13 protein-coding genes are annotated in these 15,121 nt (G+C 70.4%); 9 read left to right on the forward strand and 4 right to left on the reverse strand.

Translation table 11 applies throughout. The features are described 5' to 3' along the window. Positions 1 to 26 precede the first annotated feature (26 nt). Together NQ151_RS14285 and NQ151_RS14290 are read right to left on the reverse strand one after the other, a co-directional pair. Positions 27 to 788, reverse strand: coding sequence for a CPBP family intramembrane glutamic endopeptidase (locus NQ151_RS14285; protein ID WP_257528498.1), 762 nt, complete (start codon positions 786 to 788; stop codon positions 27 to 29). After that, positions 772 to 1,323: a hypothetical protein gene (locus tag NQ151_RS14290; protein ID WP_257508962.1), complete on the reverse strand. Its 552-nt coding sequence runs from the start codon at positions 1,321 to 1,323 to the stop codon at positions 772 to 774. Before NQ151_RS14290 ends, NQ151_RS14285 begins: the two co-directional genes overlap by 17 nt. A 202-nt stretch (positions 1,324 to 1,525) precedes the next feature. Between NQ151_RS14290 and NQ151_RS14295 the strand changes: the two genes are divergently transcribed. From NQ151_RS14295 to NQ151_RS14325, 7 genes are all read left to right on the forward strand, one after another. Then, on the forward strand, positions 1,526 to 2,902 hold the full coding sequence (locus tag NQ151_RS14295) for a tyrosine-protein kinase domain-containing protein (RefSeq protein ID WP_257528499.1): 1,377 nt from the start codon (positions 1,526 to 1,528) through the stop codon (positions 2,900 to 2,902). Between the two features lie 138 nt (positions 2,903 to 3,040). Then, positions 3,041 to 4,528, forward strand: coding sequence for a sugar transferase (locus NQ151_RS14300; RefSeq protein WP_257528500.1), 1,488 nt, complete (start codon positions 3,041 to 3,043; stop codon positions 4,526 to 4,528). 11 nt (positions 4,529 to 4,539) lie between these two features. Further along, entirely contained in the window at positions 4,540 to 5,523 is a 984-nt protein-coding gene (locus NQ151_RS14305) for a WaaS/CpsH family glycosyltransferase (protein ID WP_502883579.1), read from the forward strand. Between the two features lies 1 nt (position 5,524). Continuing rightward, positions 5,525 to 6,604, forward strand: coding sequence for a glycosyltransferase (locus NQ151_RS14310; protein WP_257528502.1), 1,080 nt, complete (start codon positions 5,525 to 5,527; stop codon positions 6,602 to 6,604). Beyond that, positions 6,601 to 8,013 carry a hypothetical protein gene (locus NQ151_RS14315; protein WP_257528503.1) on the forward strand — a complete coding sequence of 471 codons (1,413 nt, stop codon included), beginning with the start codon at positions 6,601 to 6,603 and terminating at the stop codon, positions 8,011 to 8,013. The genes NQ151_RS14310 and NQ151_RS14315 overlap by 4 nt, the downstream gene beginning before the upstream one ends. Continuing rightward, positions 8,010 to 9,023 (forward strand): stealth family protein, encoded by a 1,014-nt coding sequence (locus tag NQ151_RS14320; RefSeq protein WP_257528504.1) that lies wholly within the window; start codon positions 8,010 to 8,012, stop codon positions 9,021 to 9,023. The genes NQ151_RS14315 and NQ151_RS14320 overlap by 4 nt, the downstream gene beginning before the upstream one ends. Then, complete coding sequence (locus NQ151_RS14325) at positions 9,020 to 10,138, forward strand: NAD-dependent epimerase/dehydratase family protein (protein ID WP_257528505.1); 1,119 nt, start codon at positions 9,020 to 9,022, stop codon at positions 10,136 to 10,138. The genes NQ151_RS14320 and NQ151_RS14325 overlap by 4 nt, the downstream gene beginning before the upstream one ends. Here NQ151_RS14325 and NQ151_RS14330 read toward each other — a convergent pair. Then, positions 10,131 to 11,000, reverse strand: a complete 870-nt coding sequence (locus NQ151_RS14330) for a hypothetical protein (RefSeq protein WP_257528506.1) — start codon at positions 10,998 to 11,000, stop codon at positions 10,131 to 10,133. The two genes, NQ151_RS14325 and NQ151_RS14330, sit on opposite strands and share 8 nt — an antisense overlap. Beyond that, complete coding sequence (locus tag NQ151_RS14335; protein WP_257528507.1) at positions 10,997 to 12,274, reverse strand: lipopolysaccharide biosynthesis protein; 1,278 nt, start codon at positions 12,272 to 12,274, stop codon at positions 10,997 to 10,999. The genes NQ151_RS14330 and NQ151_RS14335 overlap by 4 nt, the downstream gene beginning before the upstream one ends. 225 nt (positions 12,275 to 12,499) lie before the next feature. On the opposite strand from NQ151_RS14335, the gene NQ151_RS14340 reads away from it, so the two are divergent. Next, positions 12,500 to 14,239 (forward strand): DUF4012 domain-containing protein, encoded by a 1,740-nt coding sequence (locus tag NQ151_RS14340; protein ID WP_257528508.1) that lies wholly within the window; start codon positions 12,500 to 12,502, stop codon positions 14,237 to 14,239. An 89-nt stretch (positions 14,240 to 14,328) separates the two neighbouring features. Beyond that, positions 14,329 to 15,102: a response regulator transcription factor gene (locus NQ151_RS14345; protein ID WP_257528509.1), complete on the forward strand. Its 774-nt coding sequence runs from the start codon at positions 14,329 to 14,331 to the stop codon at positions 15,100 to 15,102. The last annotated feature ends 19 nt before the right edge of the window (positions 15,103 to 15,121 follow it).

Below are 15,121 nucleotides of genomic sequence, written 5' to 3' on the forward strand. Positions count from 1 at the left end.
TTTCTCCTGGGGATACCACCGGGCTGCTATATCAGCAGAAGCGCCGCCCCGACGCCGTTGAAGACGACGTGCGCCGCGATCGGCGCGACGATCCGACCCGTGAGCACGGCGAGAGTGCCGCACACGATGCCCGTGAGCGTCGCGGCGAGCAGGAGGTCAGCGCGCAGGCCGCCCGCGACCGCGTGCAGCGCGACGAACGCCGCCGTCGACACCGCTATCGCGACGACGGCCGACGCCGTCCGCCCGATCGAGCGCGACAGGACGTCGGTCACGGCACCGAGCACGAGACCACGGAAGAACGCCTCCTCCACGATCGGCGCGAGGACCACGGCGGCGACCAGCGTGACGGCGACCGCTTGTGTCGAGGCGACGAATCCGGATGCCTGGGAAGCCGTAGGTGTGAGGATCTCGACGGCGGCCCTCAGCCCGAGCCCCGCACACGCTCCCGCTGCCAGGTCGCTCCACGACCAGCGCCAGACGCCCCTGAGCGGACTCGCCCGGCTCCGGGCGCCGCTCCCCGCGATGACGACGGCGACGGCGAGCGGCGCCATCGTCAGCACGACCAGCGCAGCGGCAAGTGCAGCGGGCGTCCACCCCGCGACGAACGGCGGCCACATCACCGCGATGACGGTGAGCACGAAGCCGGCCGCGGCAACGGCGAGGGCGCGCCATGGACTTGTGTAGCGCGGGCCGGCGCGGTGGACTGCGCCGGGGTCGCGTTGCCTGCCGCCCGCCACCACTGCGCGGCGGGTCGCGCTCGACGCGGTGAACCTACCGGCTCCGCTCACGCCGCCGTGCCAGCGCCGCCGTGAGCGCAACACCGCCGATGCCCAGCGCGCCTGCACCGACCCAGATCAACGCGGTCGGCACCGTCCCGCCTGTTCCCGGCAGCCCCCCGCCGCCCTCGGCGGCAGTCGCGCCGGTCACCGTGATCGACGCCGTCGCCGCGAACGTGCCGGCGGTATCGCTGACGCTGACCGTGTAGGTTTCGGTCTCGGTCACCTGCGGTGCCGTGAAGGTCGCCGACAGGATGCCGCTGCCTGACGCGGTCTTGGTCACCTGGGTGGTGCCGACAGCGGCGAAGACCGCGGACAGCGTCCCGGTGGACACGCCGGGCCCGCTCACAGTGAACACGGCCGATGTTCCGGGCTCGATCGTCCCGTCGCCACCGCACTCGACGACAGTCGACTGGCCGGGCGAGATCGTGGGATCCTGCACCTCGCAGGTGACGTCGGGTGGATAGGTCTGCGCGACGGCGGCGCCCGCCGTCATGATGATGAGAGCGCCGCTGATTCCGATGACGGAAGCAATCCTCTTGAGCATGAGTCCCCCAGTTCGATGCCTGCAACCCCTCGGACGCGGCCCCCGCCGCGTCGAGTGCGGCAATGCTACTCCCGGCCAGAGGTAATCACCAGCTTAGATTCAGACATTCACCAGGTTCGCTCAACCTGGATTGCGAGCGACGCCCCCGAAACCCGCCCAGGCGGTGTGGCACAATACCCGGAAGACCGGACGAGGGGGCGTCATGGAGCTCAGGGAGTACGTCCGGATTCTGCGCAGGAACTGGGCGATTATCGTCGCCGTCACGTTGCTGGGGGTCGGCGTCGCCGCGGCCTGGTCACTGTCGCGCACCCCCGAGTACCGCGCGCAGAGCACGGTCTTCGTCTCGAGCCAGGCGGGCGAGAGCATCGCCGAACTCGAGCAGGGGTCGAGCTTCACCCAGTCGCGTGTGGCGACCTACGCGAACCTGGTGACGACGCCGATCGTGCTCGATCCTGCCGTCGAAACGCTCGACGTCGACGTCGAGTCCGCCGATCTCGCGGCCCACGTGCGGGCAACGGTGGTGCCGAACACGTCTCTGATCACGATCGCCGTCACCGACACCGACCCCGAACGCGCCGCCGACACCGCCAACGCCGTGGCGGCATCGCTCGCCGCGACGGTCGAGGCGCTCGAGTCCGCCGACGGCAGCGGCGGTACGCCGAGCCCCGTACGCCTGACGCCGGTGCACGCTGCACGGGCGCCGCAATCGCCGTCGGGCCCCAACGTGCGACTGGACCTGTTGATCGGCGGACTCATCGGAGCCGCCGTCGGCATGGGAGCCGTCGTCCTGCGGACGGCGCTCGACACGCGCATCTCCAGCGCCCGCGATCTGGTCGCCGTCTCCGACCGGCCCCTCCTGGGCATGATCCCCTTCGACAGGAAGGCGAAGGAGCGTCCCCTCATCGTGCAGGATGAGCCGCTCGGTCCGCGCGCCGAGGCATTCCGTGCGCTGCGCACGAATCTGCAGTTCCTCGATCTGGACACCCGGCCGTCTTTCGTCATCACCTCGAGCGAGGCCGGCGAGGGCAAGTCGACGACGCTCATCAACCTCGCGACCGTGCTCGCCGACGCGGGACGCACTGTCGCACTCGTCGACGCGGATCTGCGCCGGCCCCGGGTCGCCGCCCTGCTCGGCATCGAGGGCGGTGCGGGGCTGACCGACGTGCTCATCGGCCGCGCCACTGCCGAAGAGCTCCTGGCCCCGTGGCGCACGAGCAACCTGCGAGTGCTCCCGGCCGGCACGATCCCACCCAATCCGAGCGAGCTCCTCGACTCCGCGCGGATGCGCTCGCTGTTGACCGCCCTGGAGCGCGAGTTCGACATCGTGCTGCTGGATGCGCCTCCCCTGCTCCCGGTGACGGATGCCGCGATCCTCGCAAAGGAGACTGGCGGCGCGATCGTCGTCGTCGCAGCCGGCCGCACCAAGACGACGCAGCTCGCGGCCGCCCTCGCGACGCTCGACACTGTCGGCGCGAAGACGGCAGGCATCGTGATGACGATGGTTCCGCTGCGGGGGCCCGACGCGCAGCACGCGTTCGGCTACCGGTACGGCGACCGGCACGCCGACTCGGAGAAATGACGCGACGACGTGATGATCGTTCCGAGCCGGCATCCCGACTCCAGGAAGAATTAGCATTTTCCGCACTTGACGCACAGGAGAAATCCGGCGAATCTCTATACACGACGACCGTTGGGGATCGGGTCGAGGGGTTCGAATGTGACGTGGGAAGCGAAGTTGGGGGCTTTGGCGCTGACACCGCCGCGCTCCGCCGTGCGAGGATCCGCCGGCGCGCGCTGGCGTGAGGCCTACACCGTGCGGCTGTGGATGACCGATGCGCTCATCCTGGTCTGGGTCGTGTACGGCACGCAGATCGCGTGGCTGGGGCTCCAGCCGCCCCTCGTCTCCGGACCCGCCGAGATCGACTACTGGATTTTCTCGGCAGCGCTCGTAGCCGCATGGATGTTGATGCTGGGGCTCATCGAGTCGCGCAGCGACAAGGTGATCGGTACGGGCATGACAGAGTACGTCCGCGTCGCCGACGCGAGTCTGCGCGTCTTCGGCGCGGTCGCGATCGTGGCCTTCCTGCTGCGCGTCGATATCGCACGGGGGTACCTCATCCTCGCGCTGCCGACGGGGATCGTGACGCTCGTCATCGGCCGTTGGCTCTGGCGCCAATGGCTGGTCGCGCACCGCCGCATGGGCCTGTACAACGCGCGGGTGCTCCTCGTGGGGTGCGAGGAATCCGTCGCGCAGATCGCACGGGAGCTCTCGCGCAACGCCGAAGCGGGCTACACGGTGGTGGGAGCATGCGTTTCCGGCGCCGTCGGGCGCACGGTGGCAGGGACCGGCATCCCGATCGTGGGAGACGTCGGGTCCGTGCTGGAGGCTCTGCACCGCAGCGGCGCCGATACCGTCGCCATCACCGGCACGGACGATCTTCCCCCCGACCGCGTGAAGCAGATCTCGTGGGCGCTCGAGTCAGGTGGCCAGCATCTCGTACTCGCGCCGAGCATCGTCGACATCAGCGGACCGCGCATTCGCACACGACCCGTCGCCGGGCTGCCGCTCATCCACGTCGAGCGGCCCGCCCTCTCCCGCGGACAGCGCGTGGCCAAACGGCTGTTCGACATCGTGTGCTCTGCCTCGCTCGTCGTCGTGCTCGCGCCCGCGCTCCTGGTCGTCGCGGCGGCGGTCAAGGCGACCAGTCCCGGGCCCGCGCTGTACCGCCAGAGCCGCATCGGCCGCAACGCAGAGCCCTTCCACATCCTGAAGTTCCGCACGATGCAGGTCGGCGCCGACGCCGAACTGGCGGCTCTGCTCGCGACGCAGGGCGCGGCCGGCCAGCCCCTGTTCAAAGTGCGTGAGGACCCTCGCATCACTGCGGTGGGCCGATTCCTGCGCAAATACTCGATCGACGAGTTCCCGCAGCTGATCAACGTGCTCTGCGGATCGATGAGCCTCGTCGGGCCGCGCCCGCAGGTGGATGCCGAGGTGGCCCTCTACTCGGAGGCCGCGCGGCGGCGCCTTCTCATCCGCCCGGGGATGACGGGGCTGTGGCAAGTGAGCGGACGCTCGAGCCTCGACTGGGAGGATGCCGTGCGCCTCGACCTCTCCTACGTCGAGAACTGGTCGCTCGTGGGCGACGCCGCAATTCTCGCCAAGACCGTGAAGGCCGTCGTGTCACCCGGAGAGTCGGCCCACTAGTGCGCGTGCTGATGATCGCACCGTCGTTCTTCGGCTACGAAGAGGCGATCGCCGGTGAGATCCGGGCGCAGGGCCACGAGGTCGACCTCGTCGACGAGCGTCCGTCGAACGCGCCGCTCGCACGCGCGATCGTGCGGGTCGCCCCTTTCCTGCTGCGCGGACGTATCCGCCGTCATTTCGCGGCGCTGCTGGCACGTACGCAGGCGGCTCCACCTGATCTCGTCCTCGTCATCAAAGGCGAGGTCGTGCCGGAGTGGTTCCTCACCACCCTGCGGTGGCGGAGCCCGACGACGCGATTCGTCTATTACACGTTCGACTCATCCTCGAACAGTCCGCGCGGGATCACCCTGCTCCCCCTGTTCGACAGGGCGTTCTCTTTCGACCCGGTCGACGCGCGGCGCCGCCCGTCGGTCGCCTACCTTCCCCTCTTCTACCGGCCCGAGTTCCATCCCGGAGAGGCACCCCGCGATCTCGACCTCTCGTTCGTCGGCACACTTCACGGCGATCGGCACGCGTTCGTGCACGCGGTCGCCGCAGCGGTTCCGCCGGAACGGCGCATCCTCTTCTTCTATTCCCCTGCAGCCTGGTACTTCTGGGCTCGCAAGCTCCTCTCTGCGCGGTATCGCGGCATCCCCCGATCCGCCGTCCGCACGACGCCCCTCACCATCGGGACTGTGGCAGACACGATGCGCAGGTCGAAGGCCGTCGTCGACCTGCAGCGCCCCGGCCAGACGGGGCTGACGATGCGGACCTTCGAAGTGCTCGCGAGCGGTGCCGCACTCATTACTGCCAACGGCTCGATCCGCGACGAGTACTTCCACGACCCCGCGCGCGTGCTCGTCGTGCCCGCCGAAGCCTCCCGCGTGAACCCCGCGGTCGTCGCCGCCTTCATCGAGGGCCTCCCTGCCCGGGGCACGACGCCGCCGGGATTCGAGGATCACTCACTGGCCGCATGGACCTCCACGATCCTCGAGTCGGCACGGGTCGAGGGCTAGCATGCGGGTCGTCATCGACGCGATGGGCTCGCCCGACCGCTCGGGCGGCATGAACCTGTACGCCCGCGAACTCGTGGCCTCGTGGGCGGCGGGCAACCCCGATGACGCGATCACCGTGATCGCCGGCCCCTGGGCAGCGGACGCGTTCGTCGGTCATCCGAACATCGCGGTGCACGTCGTTCGGAGCGGTTCGAGCGCCGCGAGGGCATGGACCCAGCTCGTCTCGTCGGGCGTGGTGTTCCACCGCTCCCGCGCGGACGCCCTCGTGTCGCTGAGCCCCCTGGCCTCACCCCTCGTGCCCGCGCGTCACCGCGCCGTCGTCGTGCACGACTGGCGCCACGAGAGTCGCCCGGGTGAGTTCGGGGTCGCGCAGCGATGGTATCGGCGACTCTGGCGATGGTCGGCCCGGACAGCGGGCACCACCATCGCGATCTCCGACAGGACGGCGGCGGAGTCGCGCCGCCATGCCCGTCCGCGCCGTCTGGTCGTCGTCGAGAACGGCGCCGACCACCCGCGCCGGTGGCGAGCGGTCGTGCGCCGCCCCGGTGACGAGGTGACGCTCGTCACCTACGGCCATTTGCCGAACAAGCGCCCGGAGGCCGTCATCCGGGCGCTCGCCCTCGTGCCCGACGGCACGCTGTGGGTGCTCGGCGCTCAGGGACGGTACCGGCAGTCGCTCGAGCAGCTCGCCGCATCGTGCGGTATCGCGCACCGCGTGCGACTGCCCGGATTCGTTCCGGATCAGGAGTACCATCGACTCCTCGCGACCGCGTCGGCCGTCGTCCTCAATTCGTCCGACGAGGGCTTCGGCTTCCCCGTCGTGGAGGCCGGCTACTTCGGCATCCCCGTCATCGCGGCGGCCGACAGCGGCCTGCACACCATCCATGGACGCGCCGTGCGGGTCTCGGCGCCCGACCCGCGGAGCATTGCCGAAGCGATCCTGGCGGCCGTGCGGGACACGCCGGGGCACGCCACGGCCGCGCGGTCGTGGGCGCGCTGCGCCGAGGAGACCCGAGCGGCAGTCGCGGCGGCGCGCGACCCGTCGGCGGCCGCAGCGGTCGCGGGCGGCAGCCGGCCATGAACATCAATCCCTGGGTGCCGCCCCTCGTGCTGCTCGGCGCGGCGTTCATCGTCCTCCTCGTCGGTGAGCCGTCGGACCCGGTCGCGCTGGGGCTGGCGAGCTTCTCCGCACTCATCGCACTGACAGGTGCCGTGCAGTCGGCCGCGCACGGGCTGCGACCCGCCGCCGCGGCGTTCTATCTCTTCTGGTTCGCGTGGCTGGGAGTCGGTCCGATCGCCCAGCTGACCCTGGGAAGGGTGGCGTGGGGCGACACGCGGGCGCTGGCCGATCCCGCCGCGGTGCACCTCGCGCTCGTGCTCACGGCACTCGCGATCGCGTGCTTCTCGATCGGTGACCTCGCGACCCGCGCGCGCGCGAGTCGTCCGAGTCTGGCGGCGCGTGCGTCGATACGCCCGGGTGTGCACGCTCTCGTCGTGGCCGCTCTCATGCTCGTCGGGCTCAACGCCGTCCGGGTGCTGGGGCTGGACAGTCTCTTCGCGAGCCGCACCGAGCGCGGCGATGCGCTCGATGCGGCGGGTGGGTCGCTCTCCGATGCGGGCGGCGTGGTGTACGCGCTCTACACGGTGCTCCCGTCGGGCCTTGCGATCGCGGCGACGCTCCTGGGCCTGTACCGCCTGCAACTTGCCGCGAGGAGCTTCGCGCGCGTCCACGTGCACGAACTGGGCCTCTTCCTCGTCGGGTTCGTCGGGCTCATCCTCTTCGCCAATCCGCTCTCGCAGACGCGCTTCATCGCGTTGCTCGCCTTCGGCGCGCTCGTGCTCGCGGCACTGCGCCCGCGCACGCCGGGCGCTGGCTTCGTCTTCCTCGCCGTGGGGGCGGTCGCGACGCTGCTGCTGTATCCGCTCGCGAGCGCTTTCCGGCGCGGCTCGTTCTCGGCCGCCGAGGTCACGGCCGACACATTCGCATCGGCCGACTTCGACGGTTTCCAACAGGTCGTGAACACCCTGTCGTACGTGCAGACGCACGGTCTCGCCGCCGGCCATCACCTCCTGTCAGCGGTTCTCTTCTTCGTGCCGCGCTCCGTGTGGCCCGACAAGGCCACGATCGCCTCGGCCGATGTCGCCACGCACGCCGGCTACAGCTTCACGAATCTCTCGCTTCCCATCCATGCCGAGCTGTACCTGCAGTTCGGTGGGGTGGGCATCATCGTCGGCATGGTGCTGCTCGGCATGCTCGCCTCGAGGGTCGACTCCGCATGGCTGCATGCCCCGCTGTCGAAGTGGGCGATGCTCGCGCCGCTCGTGTCGATGGCGATGTTCGGCGTGCTGCGCGGACCACTGGGCGCTCAAGTCCCCGCGTACCTGCCCGCGATCCTCATCCTGCTCGTCGCCGTGCGCTCCGGCGCGCCGCCCACCCCCGGGAGCGACCCCGTCGCGGACTACAGAGTCCACCCGGCAGGTGCGCGATGATCGCGCCCGTCGACGTCGTGGTCACGTGGGTCGACGACCGCGACGCCGCGTGGCGTGCGCTGCGCGACGAGCACCTCGCACGTTCCGCCGCCGACCCGTCGGACGTCGCCTCGTCGGATCGCTTCCGCGACTGGGACCTGCTGCGCTTCTGGTTCCGCGGCATCGCGGCGCACTGCCCCTGGGTGGGCACGGTGCACCTCGTGACGCAGTCACCACCGCCGGACTGGCTCGACACGACCCATCCCCGCGTGCGGATCGTGCGGCACGAGGACTTCATCCCGCGCGAGTACCTCCCGACCTTCAACTCCCGCACGATCGAACTCAACCTCCACCGCATCGAGGGCCTCGCCGACCGCTTCGTCTCGTTCAACGACGACATGTTCGTGCTCCGCCCGATCGACCAGACCCACTTCTTCCGCGGCGACCTGCCCGTCGGATTCGCCGTCATGAACGCCCTCTCGCTGGGCGACAACGTCTCGCACGCGATGCTCAACGACGTCCACCTCCTCAACGCCCGCTTCGCCAAGCGGAAGGTGATCCGCACCTCGCCGCGCCGCTGGTTCACGCCGCGCTACGGCCGGGGCGTGCTGCAGAACCTCGCGCTCGCGCCGTGGCCGAAGTTCACCGGTTTCCTCAGCCACCACCTGCCCTTGCCGATGCGGCGCGCGACGATGGCCCGCGTCTGGGACGAAGCCGGTACGCAACTGGAGCGCACCTGCCGCTCGACGTTCCGCAGCTTCACCGATGTCAACGTGTTCCTGTTCGCATGGTGGGCGCTGTGCGAGAACGCCTTCGCCCCCGCGAACCCGCGTCGGTACGGCACGTTCATACAGCTGGACGACGCCTCGATCGCGCACGCCTGCGCTGTGATCGCCGGCGCGCGCACGCCCATCGTCTGCCTCAACGACGGCCCGCTCGACTTCGAGCCCGCCCGCGCCCGTCTCGCGGCCGCCTTCGCCGCCCTCCTCCCCGCGCCGTGCGAGTTCGAGCGACACCAGGAGACATCATGATCGAACGCATCCTGATCACCGGTGGTGCCGGATTCATCGGAAGCCGGCTCGCCGCGCGGCTCCTGGCCGAGGGCCACGAGGTGCGGGTGCTTGACTCTCTCAGCGAGCAGGTGCACGGTGCTCGCCCGGGCAGAGCTTCGCTTCCGGCACCGGTCGAACTCATCCAAGGCAACGTGCTCTCGTGGACCGCTCTGCAAGCGGCATTGCGAGGGACGACCGTCGTCGTGCATCTCGCCGCCGACACTGGCACGGGCCAGTCGATGTACGAGATCGACCGCTACGTGCAGACCAACGCAGGTGGCACGGGGCGCCTCCTCGACGTGCTCGCGAACACGCGCCACACCGTGCGGCGGATCGTCGTCGCATCCTCCCGAGCCGTCTACGGTGAAGGCGCCTACCGCACAGCGGACGGGCGCATCGTGCACCCCGGCCCGCGCGCGGAAGCCGACCTCGTTCGCGGCGATTTCGACATCCACATATCTGGGGAGGACGTTCTCCTGCCCGTTCCCACGACCGAATCGGCACCGCCGCGCCCTTCGAGCGTGTATGGGATAACGAAGCACGTGCAGGAGGCTCTCGTGACGACGGCGGCCCCGGCGATCGGTATCGAAGCCGTGGCGCTTCGGTACCAGAACGTGTACGGCCCGGGTCAGTCGCTGACGAACCCGTACACCGGCATCCTGTCGATCTTCTCCGGGATCCTCCGTCACGGTGCCGAGGTCAATGTCTTCGAAGACGGACGGGAGAGCCGGGATTTCGTCTTCGTCGACGACGTCGTCGAGGCGACACGGCTGGCCGCGCTGCACCCCGCCGCGCGGGGCGTTTACAACGTGGGGTCCGGGACGTCCACGACGGTCGTCGAAGTCGTCGAAGCACTGGCCGCAGCCTTCGACGTCGAAGCCCGCATGCGCATCTCGGGCACCTACCGGGCCGGCGACATCCGTCACAGCATCGCCGACAGCGGCCGCATACATCGCGCGCTCGGATGGATGCCGACCACGACCTTCGCCGCGGGCGTGCGGCTCTTCGCCGAGTGGGTGCGCGACCAGCCAGCCGACCCCGACGGCTACGAGCGGTCGCTCGTCGAAATGTCGGCCCGCGGGCTGTTCAAATGACACCCGTCGCACCGCGCGACGTCGCGGCGAGCAGCGCGAGGACGTCGGCGGCATAGGTCTGCGCGATCTGGCGATCGTTGCCGCCGCTTTCGTTGGCTCGGTACAGCCCCGTCGGTCTCGTCCCGGGCACCCCGAGGAACTCCGCGGGACGAGGCCGCACCTGCGCGATGCGCAGGCCGGCGCGAACGGCGAGACAGTGCAGCCACACGTCGTCGGCACGGGGAGCGCGCTCCAGGAATATCGTGCCGGCCTCCCGCACGACGTCGGCGAACGAGCGCGGATAGAGCACACCCGACACCCCCGTCGCGAAGTGCAGCGCCGACGGTACCGTACTGCGGCACGGCGTCCATGACGTGTACGGCAGGATGCGCGGCGGCGCGCCGGTGTCGTCGAACCGCACGACGCGGGCACGGAAGCACACGACGGCATCCGGCAGGCGGTCCGCCGCTCGGCGGAGCTCTGCCAGCCAGCCGCGGGGATAGAAGACGTCGTCGTCGGCGGTCGCGAAATCACGCTCCGGTCGTGATGCGATCAGCGGCCAGTACTTCGTGTGCGGGCCGAAATCACCCGCTTCCCGCACCTCGAGACCGCGCGTGACGAGTCGGCGCAGCGTCGGCGGAAGCGGGCGGGCGTGATCCTCGGGCGCCAGCCACAGCACGATCCGCGCGGGACGCAGGCTCCCCCGGCCGATCGACTCGACGGCCAGATGCGCGCTCCCGAGCCGGGGGCCGTGTGTCGTGAGCGAGACGATCGGGCCGTCGCCGGTGACGGGCGACCTCGACACCCGGTTGCGGATGCCGAACCGCACGCGCAGCGCGCGACGGGCCACGCCATTCCACACTCGTCGGGCCATGGTCGTCACGCGTCATCTCCCTTGCGCGCCCGCGCTCGCGGAAACAGCGCCAGCACACCGCGGACGTCGGCGAGCCGGAACGCATAGAAGGACGAGATGGGGATGCCCGATGCCCGGCGGAGGAACAGGAGGTTGAGGTTGCTCGCGATCAGGCTGCCGACGAGCGTTGCGACGGCGGCTCCGACCGCGCCCCACGCCGGGACCAGGACGAAGAAGACGGCGACGTTGACCACGCAGGCGACGACGAGGCTGACGCTGCGACGACCCGGCCGACCACGCGCCGAGAGCCCCGTTCCCGCGACCGACCCGGGGTTGCCGAGGACCACGGCGGTCAGGAGCACCAGCAGAGGGGTGAGCGCTCTTTCGAACTCCTCGCCGAAGAGCACCGGCAGCCAGAGCCACGCCGTGGCGGCGATCGCGACGGCGACGGCGCCCGTCGCGATCGTCGACATCCGCGACGCGCGCGCGAGGAGCTCGTTGTCGCCGCGGGCCGCATCGTGGGTGAACATGACGTCGCGCACCGCGGCGTTCACGACGAGCGGCGCCTCGCTGATCGTGACGGCCACGGCGTAGAGCCCCAACTCGTACGCGCCACCGACGGGGACGAACAGCAGCTGGTCGACGCGGATGAGCAGGATGCCGGCGACGGCACCGATCCACGACCGCAGGCCGTACTGCAGCAGCTCACCGGTGCGCGCCGCCGCTTCGCCGGGCTCACCCGACGCAGGTGACCCGCCCGACCGCAGCCCCAGGTACACGAGGCCTCCCACGACGGGAGCGAAGGCGACGACGATGACGGCGGCCGCGACCGTGAGTGCATCCGCACCGAAGAGCACGGCGATCGCGACCACCTTGACCGCTGACGCGATGACCCGCTCGGCGGCGATGAGGCGCCACTGACCGAGACCGGCCGCTCCCGCCTGCACCACCGCGATCAGCACGGTCGGAACGATCGCGAGGGCGCCCACGAGCATGTAGCCCGCGAGCGCGTCATCCCCCGCGCTCAGCAGCGCGGCGGTCTGCACGGCGACGCCCAACGCGACGAATCCCGCGAGCAGCACGAGCACGCCGCCGCGGCGCAGTGCGACCCCGAAGAGCCGGGGGGTGCGCGCCACGACGTAGGTGACGGCCGACGGAATCCCCAACGGGGCGATCGTCACCGCGAGCAGAAGCGGTGCCGTCGCGGCAGCGAGCTCTCCCCGGCCGGAAACACCCAGCCCCACGGCGAGCAGCGGCGCCGTCACGAGAGCCGCCGCCGGAGGGAACGCGCGCCCGACCATCATCGTGACGAGGCCGCGCCGTAGTGTCGGTGCAGACCCGCGCCCCCCGCCCTGAGCCGCCATCCGTCTCCCCCGCCAGCCCGCCCACCCCCGTGGTGGCAGTCAGCCTATGTCTAGAAGGTCCAGTTCCGCGACAGGGAACCTCAAGGTAAAGTGTGGGCACTTGGGGGCAGCATGGGGATGCGAGGCGACACGATCGGCCCGCGCCGACGGGGGACGAGAACCACCGTGGCATGGGTCGCGTTCGGCGTGCTCGTGGTGTTCCTCGCCGGCGCCGCCTGGATCGGCATCCGCGCGGCCCTGGCATATGGCCACGTGCGCGCGGCGCAGGCCGCGGTGACTGACGCGCGGAGTCTGCTGGACGATCCGGCCTCCGCGGTGAGTGTCCTCTCCGACATCTCCCACCACACCGCAGCCGCCAGAGTCCTCACGTCGGACCCGGTCTGGCACGTCGCCGCGCGATTGCCGTGGCTCGGCGCGCAACTGCACGCCGTAGGCGCTCTCACGGCGGCGCTCGACGAGTCGGTCAGCGGCGCGTTGACGCCGCTCGCCGCGTCCGTCTCGCAGCTCGACTTCGCCGACCTCGGTCCGCGCGGCGGCCGCATCGACGCCGCGCCGCTCGCGGGCATCGGCCCCGACGCGCACCGTGCCGCGGTGCGGCTCGACACGGCTCTCGCGACGGTCTCCCAGATCGATCGCCGCGCACTCGTGGCCCCGCTGCGCGATGCTCTCGACGAGGTCGCGCAGCTGCTGACGGTCGCGCAAGGTGGCGCGGATGCCCTCGCCCGTGCGGGCGTCCTGCTTCCCGGGATGCTCGGTGCCGAAGGCCCGCGCGAGTACCTGCTCCTCTTCCAGAACAACGCGGAGTGGCGCTCGCTCGGCGGCGTTCCCGGGGCGATGGCGCTCGTGCGCGTCGACGACGGCCGGATCGAACTGGTCGCGCAGGAGTCCTCGCCCGACTACCCCCGCTACCGGGAGCCGGTGATGCCCCTCGGACCCGAGATCGAAGCGGTCTACGGCGCGAACCCGGGCAGATGGATCCAGAACATCACGCAAGTGCCCGACTTCACGATCGCCGCGGCGCTCGCGCAAGAGATGTGGGCCGAAGAGCACGACGGGCTCCGCGTCGACGGCGTCGTCTCGTTCGATCCGGTGGCCCTGTCCTATCTCCTGAGCGCAACGGGACCCATCACCACCGCGACGGGGGACCGGCTGACGGCAACCACCGTCGTGGATGTGCTCCTACGCGACTCCTACCTCCGCTTCGAACGGCCCGCCGACCAGGACGCGTTCTTCGCAGCTGCTGCCGCGGCCGTCTTCACTGCGGTGACCGAGGGCGACCTTGATCCGTCCCGTCTGCTCACCGCGCTCGGTCGCGCAGCCGAAGAGCGGCGGTTGCTCGTCTGGAGCGCAGACGCGGCCGAGCAGGCGGTCCTGAACGAGACGGTGCTCGCAGGCCGTCTGCCCCGAAGCGATGCCGAGACCGCGCGTTTCGGGGTATATCTCAACGACGGCACCGGCTCGAAGATGGACTACTACCAGTCGGCGGCCAGTTCGGTGCACTGGCGGTCGTGCGAGCTCGCACAGACCGGCGGCGCCACGGGGGTCGCCGAGATCTCGGTGACGATCCAGAACAACGCGCCGGCGGATGCGGCATCCCTCCCGCGGTACATCACCTCGGGCGGCAAGTACGGACTCGACCCGGGAACCGTACGCACGGTCGCCTACCTCTACCTCCCCCCGGGGTTCGACCTCGTGGACGCCTCCGTCACGGGTGACGTGGGCTTCGGCGGCGGCGTGCACGACGGACACCGCGTCGTGAGCGTGAGCGTGGACGTGGTTCCCGGCGCAACCGCGACCGTGACACTCGCGGCGCACACCCGTGAAACGTCGGCACCGACGCTCGCCGTCGTCTCGACGCCGACGATCGATCCACCGCCCGCCGAGGAGGCGATATGCCAGGCCTAGACCCCGACACCGAGTCCCACGCGCCATCGCACGGAAGCGAGAGTGCAGTGTGGAACAATTCGGACAGGATCCAGGAAGAGGAGGGCCCGATGAATATCGGCGCGAAGGGTGCCCGGGCCGTCGTCATCGAGGACGACGAGGTCGTCCGTGAGCTGCTCGTGGACATCTTCGAGTCGGCGGGTGTCCAAGCCTTCGGCGCCTCCAACAGCGCCGACGGCGTCGAGGCGGTCCTTAAGCATGAACCGCTCATCACCACCGTCGACATCAACATGCCCGGCATCGACGGATTGGAGACAACGCGCCGCGTACGTAACCGCAGCGCGACCCACATCATCGTCGTCTCGGCGCTGACAGAAGAGGCCGACGCGGTCCTGGCGCTGTCGGCGGGCGCCGACGACTTCGTCGCTAAGCCGTTCCGCGCGCGCGAGTTCCGCGCCCGCGTCGAGGCGGTGCTGCGGCGGGTGAAGGCCGACGCGCCGGCGGATGCCTCGACACCCGCCGACGGTCCCGCCGCAGGCGAGGCGCCCGCCGTCCTCGCGTACGATGACCTCGTCGTCGATCGCGCGACCCGCATCGCCGCGCGCGGTGGCGACGACGCCGGGCTCACGCGCACGGAGTTCGACCTGCTCGTCGCCCTCATGGAGACAGGCCAGCGCGTCCGCACGAAGGAAGAGCTCGCCCTCGCCGTGCGCAGCCAGCGCGGCAGCTCCGATGCGGAGGTGTCGGACGTCGAGATGAGGACGATCGAGACCCACATCGCCAAGCTCCGGCGCAAGCTCGACGAAGACCCGACCGCCCCTCGGTACGTCGAGACCGTGAGAGGCGTGGGGTATCGCCTCACGGGCAGCGCGACTCGGCAATGACGACGCCCTTCGAGGAGGA

It is taken from the genome of Microbacterium sp. zg-YB36 (genome assembly GCF_024623575.2).
In the GTDB taxonomy this organism is placed as follows: domain Bacteria; phylum Actinomycetota; class Actinomycetes; order Actinomycetales; family Microbacteriaceae; genus Microbacterium.